Genomic DNA, 4,661 nt, shown 5'->3' with positions numbered 1-4,661 from the left:
TCCTCAGCGCCCTGGCGACTCTGACCGTTACCAACATGACAAACAGAAACAAAAATGTGGAGACGCGCCAGTGTCAAATTCCTGCGAATTTGTTCAGCACAGACGGCGCAGTTTTGAAACCCGAAGCGCATCCTCGCGACAAACTGTGCTCCGCGGAATTGGTGGCTTTTGTGCATTTTAACGGTCAGAAAGGATAAATATGGATCGGCGGCTACGCAGTCAGGAGGCTCAAGCACTGCACGACCTGACTGCGAATCATTATTTGTCTAAAGGTGGAACGACCGCAGAGGTTCGCCATAATGCGGAGCAAATCCCTCGACGAACGGCAGAATTGTGCGGATTTCACTACATTCTTGCGACCTCGCGATTAGTCAAGCGCAACAAGAACAAAGCGGCCGACACGAAAGCCGCGGGCGGCAAACTACCGCGCGAAGCCGTCAACGGCTCAAGGGTAATCGACGGTCACGCGAAATGAAATGCAATTTGGGCAGGAGAGAACGACATCAGTGATGCAGATACGCGCATCGCAGCGCGGCAGCTTGATGACGGCTCGATCCGCACCGACAACACCATCATGGCCAGCAGTCCAAGGCCGCACGAAAACAGGCCGAACACGTGAATGAACCTGACCGGTTCAGTATTGCCATGTTGGAATCTTCTTGCCCAACGGGGCCAATGGTATGGTCCCCCTCTAGCAGGCCGTTGAAGAAGTCAGGCTCTTTCGCAAACGAAGCCGGAATCGTCGGCGTTGTGGATGTAGAAGTGGCCGACGAGGCGACCTGCAGTGCCAAAGACAACCCAGCCGCGGCCACAGGCTGGGTCGTTCTCATCATGCCCCTCCCACGAGAATTCCGCGCAGGCTGAACCATCGCGGGTGCCATAGCGGACATCGAGGAAGCCCTTGAGTGCGCCGAAGGCGATCTCGCCATCCGCCGAGCCTTTGAATGTCAGATGGGCTTCCTCGACGAGATCGAGGAAGTCGTTATCCCAAACATCCATCTCGATGATGCGCCAGCGGCCGGCGAAGGCCTTGGCGAAGCCGGGAACCTTGGCCATCAGCCGGTCTCCGCCATGAGCTTTGGCAGTCGCACCAGATTGTAGGCAGCGGCTGCGAAGGTGAAGGCCCATCCGACACGGTCGCGGCCGCGGAACCTGGTCTTGTGCTGGCCGGCCACGACCTTGATCCAACCGAACGCCTCTTCGATGCGCTTCCTGATGCGCTGGCTGACGGCATAGCCGCCATGTCGCGTCGTGCGCCCGTCGATCGCGGAACTGCGGCCGCTCGTGTTCTGCGCTACATGCGGCGTCACCCTCATCGAGCGTAGCTCATTGACGAAGTCTTCCGCGTCGTAGGCCTTGTCGGCGCCGAGCGTGATCGCCTGTGGCCGCTCCGCTCGAGGTTCGATCATGTGCAGTGCGGCCACCCGCTCAGCATGTCCGTCGGCCAGTGTCAGGCAGGCGTCGACCAGCAGGCCGTGGCGGTTCTCCATCAAGCCATGTCCCATAAAGCACAGCTTGGCCTCCTTGCCTTTGCCCTTGCGATAGAGCCGGGCATCCGGATCGGTGGTCGAGGCATGTGTGTCGTTAGAACGCTTGTGGCCATGGAAGTCCGCTTCCGCGTTTCGCCCGCCCCCTTCAGCCGGTGGCTCGCCATGACCCCCGCTTGGGCCGTCCTTCGGTTTGACGCTCTTCATCGACGCCCACGCCTCGATCAATGTGCCATCGACCGAGAAGTGGTCCGTAGACAGAAGCTTCGTCACCTTGGGCTGCGCCAGCACCGCAGCAAGGAACTTCGTCGCGATGTCGCCCTCCAGCAGCCGGTCGCGATTTTTGGAGAACACCGAATGGTCCCAGGCCGCGTCATCGACGCCGATGCCGACGAACCAGCGGAACAGAACGTCGTATTCCAGCCGCTCCATCAACAGCCGCTCCGAGCGGATCGAGTAGAACGCCTGTAGCAGCATCGCTCGCAGAAGCTTTTCTGGCGGGATCGAAGGTCGCCCAATCGGCGAATACAGCGCCGCCAAGTCCCGCTCCAACGCCGCCAGCGCGTCGTTCACAATCGCCCGAATGCGGCGCAACGGATGATCGCGCCGCACCCGAGCCTCGAGATCAACATAACTGAACAGTTCGCCAGACCGTTCGTCTCCACCGCGCATGCCTCGTTCTCCGAATCTCTCCGGAGACACTGAATCACGCTCACAGCCCCGCTGCGAGCCACTTTTTCAACAGCCTGCTAGGCGCGGTGAAATCTCGAACGCCAACTCCAATGAGGAAGGATGTGGTGCAGGTCGTTCGAATAGGTCTGGATCCTGCGAAGTATGTCTTCGAGGTTCACGGCGTCGACAGCCACGGAAAAATTGTCCTGCGAAAGACGCTGCGTCGCGGTAGCCGCTTCTTCGCCAGTCTGCCGCGATATCCGGTCGACATGGAAGCCTCGAACGGAGCGCATTGCTGGCACTTTCCAATCTCGGCCATGAAATTCTCAGACGGAAGCCCCAACAAGCTGATTTTCAAAACAGCCTCTAACCTCGACTTTGTACGTTATTGGTCAGGTCCAGGTCCAGAATAGGCTGTTGGTTGCGATGTGGCTGAGTGCCTGATCGAGGGGCAGGACACAGCCGCCCATATCGTCGATCTCTTCCCATTTTTTCCGGTGTGACCAGTAGGCGATCCTGACCTCATCGCTTCTGCCGGTCGGCTTGAGACGGGCGATCGGCACCTCGGTTGCCAGCAGGTACAGGTGGTAGGCACCTTTGTCCTTGTACCAGCCAACGCCGCCGCCATTGACCTCGTCGAACGCTTCGATGCGCAGGGCAATGTCGTCCTTTTCCATTGTGCAGTCATAGCTGCCGCGGCCTCGGGCAGGCCTGATTCACTTCGCCGCACGGTCATTGCCTTGCAACATGTGCTGGCCGGGATTCGAAGCATGGGATGCTGCACCATCCCAGCGTCGCTGCTCCAAGCGTTGCGCACCTGCTTCACAGCGCCCAGTTGGGAACATGCCCTTGTTCTGGTCATGGGAGCTTTGCTGGCGCCGGGCAAGCGGACCGTCAGCTCTTGCCTGCGCATGACCGGCCGGGCCGAGGCCGCCAACTTTGCAAGCTACCACCAGATCCTCAACCGAGCCTGCTGGAGCCCCCGTGCCGTTGCCAGGCGGTTGCTGGGCCCCGTGGTCGAACGGCTCGTGCCCGATGGCCCCATCGTCATTGGCATGGACGACACCATCGAACCGCCGATGGGGACACCGGATCAGCGCCCGGGGCATCTACCGGGATCCAGTGCGCTCCAGCCATGGCCATTTCGTCAAAGCCAGTGGCCTGCGCTGGTTGAGCTTCATGGTTCTGACCCCGGTGCCATGGACGAGCCTGGTAAAGGCCTTGCCGGTCTTGACCCTGCTTGCCTCATCCGAGCGATCCGACCATCAACGCGGGCGGCGCCACAAGCTGCTGACCGACTGGGCGCGGCAGGGCGCGCTGCAACTCTGTCGCTGGCTGCCAGGGCGCCGCATCATCTTCGTAGGCGACAGCAGCTTTGCCGTCCATGAACTGGCCCATGCCATCACTGCCAGGGCAACGCTCATCAGCCGGCTGCGACTGGATGCCAGCCTGTTTGCGCCACCGCCAAGCGGACCACGCGCACCCTCGGCCGGCCAGCGCAAAAAGGTCCAGCGCTACCAAAGCTCAAGACACTCCTGTCCAACCCCGCCACGACTTGGGCCAGGATCATCGTGTTCGCCTGGTATGGCCATGTCGACGGCAAGACGCTCGAGATCACGTCTGATACCGCCTTGTGGTACAGGCCCGGTACCCCGGCAATGCCGATCCGCTGGGTGCTGGTCCGGGATCCCGATGGCAACCGCCCCCCTCAAGCCTTCTTCAGCACCGACATCACCCTCGAGCCCGCCGACGTGATCGCCCTGTTCGTCCGCCGCTGGCAGATCGAGGTCACGTTCGCCGAGACCCGTGTCCACCTTGGCGTTGAGACCCAGCGGCAATGGTCCGACAAGGCCATTGCACGAACCACCCCGGCATTGCTCGGGCTCTACAGCCTCGTAATCGCTATGGGCCTGCGATCTGCTCACCAGCACCACCACCCCATACGCAGCAGCGTGGTACCGAAAAACCAGCCTCACGTTCAGCGATGCCATCGGCGCCGTCCGCCTCGCAATCTGGATCGGCGACATTAATCAACACCCCCCGCCAAACCGGGAACGACAAAATATCCCGCCAGAGCGCATCCTGCGAATGGCGCAAGCCCTGTGCTTCGCCACCTAAACATACAAAGTCGAGCTAACAACGTCACAAGCCAAGCAACCTGCGGCCGGAGTGCTGCCGCGAAACCGTCCGAGGCTTATGACACTGTAACGAACCGAGACCCACGTCAGCGCTTCAGCAGTGGCCTTTGCACCCTTCGCCGGAGCGGAGCCTGTGTCAACGGCGAATATCCCTTCGTGTGATAGGCAACTTCTGGACAAACTGTATATTTTGGTCAGCCAAGAACCCTGCCATCGTCCCCGCGAGAAAACAACTCACTTGGGCGCGCAAAGGATTGTGAGAATGGCAAAAAATTCGTTCGCTGAAACGATCAGGTCGGGAAAACCGCAAATTGGCGTCTGGATGCAAATTCCGCATGTGATAGTCGCAGAGACATTGGCGCAG

The 4,661-nt window shown here is 60.3% G+C and carries 6 protein-coding genes and 3 pseudogenes; 6 read left to right on the top strand and 3 right to left on the bottom strand.

From position 1 onward, the window contains the following. Both NKI19_RS32490 and NKI19_RS32485 read left to right on the top strand, forming a co-directional pair. On the top strand, window positions 1-197 hold a 197-nt coding region (locus tag NKI19_RS32490; protein WP_352951288.1), incomplete at its 5' end, for a hypothetical protein. A gap of 2 nt (window positions 198-199) precedes the next feature. Then, the gene (locus NKI19_RS32485) at window positions 200-475 is read left to right on the top strand and encodes a hypothetical protein (RefSeq protein WP_352567700.1); all 276 of its coding nucleotides are present in this window, start codon (window positions 200-202) and stop codon (window positions 473-475) included. A gap of 236 nt (window positions 476-711) precedes the next feature. Here the strand turns inward: NKI19_RS32485 and NKI19_RS32480 are convergent, their stop codons facing one another. Both NKI19_RS32480 and NKI19_RS32475 read right to left on the bottom strand, forming a co-directional pair. After that, a complete protein-coding gene (locus NKI19_RS32480) occupies window positions 712-1,056 on the bottom strand; it encodes a hypothetical protein (protein ID WP_352466622.1) in 345 nt (114 codons plus the stop codon). Continuing rightward, on the bottom strand, window positions 1,056-2,159 hold the full coding sequence (locus NKI19_RS32475) for an IS5 family transposase (RefSeq protein ID WP_352567701.1): 1,104 nt from the start codon (window positions 2,157-2,159) through the stop codon (window positions 1,056-1,058). The genes NKI19_RS32480 and NKI19_RS32475 overlap by 1 nt, the downstream gene beginning before the upstream one ends. A gap of 125 nt (window positions 2,160-2,284) precedes the next feature. Between NKI19_RS32475 and NKI19_RS32995 the strand changes: the two are divergent. Next, window positions 2,285-2,458 (top strand): annotated as a pseudogene (locus NKI19_RS32995) (IS110 family transposase); the annotation flags it as partial. 93 nt (window positions 2,459-2,551) lie between these two features. On the opposite strand, the gene NKI19_RS32465 reads toward NKI19_RS32995, so the two are convergent. Next, the gene (locus tag NKI19_RS32465) at window positions 2,552-2,836 is read right to left on the bottom strand and encodes a hypothetical protein (RefSeq protein ID WP_352567697.1); all 285 of its coding nucleotides are present in this window, start codon (window positions 2,834-2,836) and stop codon (window positions 2,552-2,554) included. A 93-nt stretch (window positions 2,837-2,929) separates the two neighbouring features. Between NKI19_RS32465 and NKI19_RS32990 the strand changes: the two are divergent. The 3 genes and pseudogenes from NKI19_RS32990 to NKI19_RS32455 all read left to right on the top strand — a co-directional run. Then, window positions 2,930-3,175, top strand: a pseudogene (locus NKI19_RS32990) (transposase); the annotation flags it as partial. A 19-nt stretch (window positions 3,176-3,194) separates the two neighbouring features. Further along, window positions 3,195-3,641: pseudogene (locus NKI19_RS32985) on the top strand (transposase); the annotation flags it as partial. An 89-nt stretch (window positions 3,642-3,730) separates the two neighbouring features. Next, window positions 3,731-4,189: a hypothetical protein gene (locus NKI19_RS32455; protein WP_352567696.1), complete on the top strand. Its 459-nt coding sequence runs from the start codon at window positions 3,731-3,733 to the stop codon at window positions 4,187-4,189. The last annotated feature ends 472 nt before the right edge of the window (window positions 4,190-4,661 follow it).

The organism is Mesorhizobium sp. M0751 (assembly GCF_040320265.1).
Taxonomy (GTDB): Bacteria; Pseudomonadota; Alphaproteobacteria; order Rhizobiales; family Rhizobiaceae; genus Mesorhizobium.
This window is presented reverse-complemented; position numbering and strand designations above follow the sequence as displayed.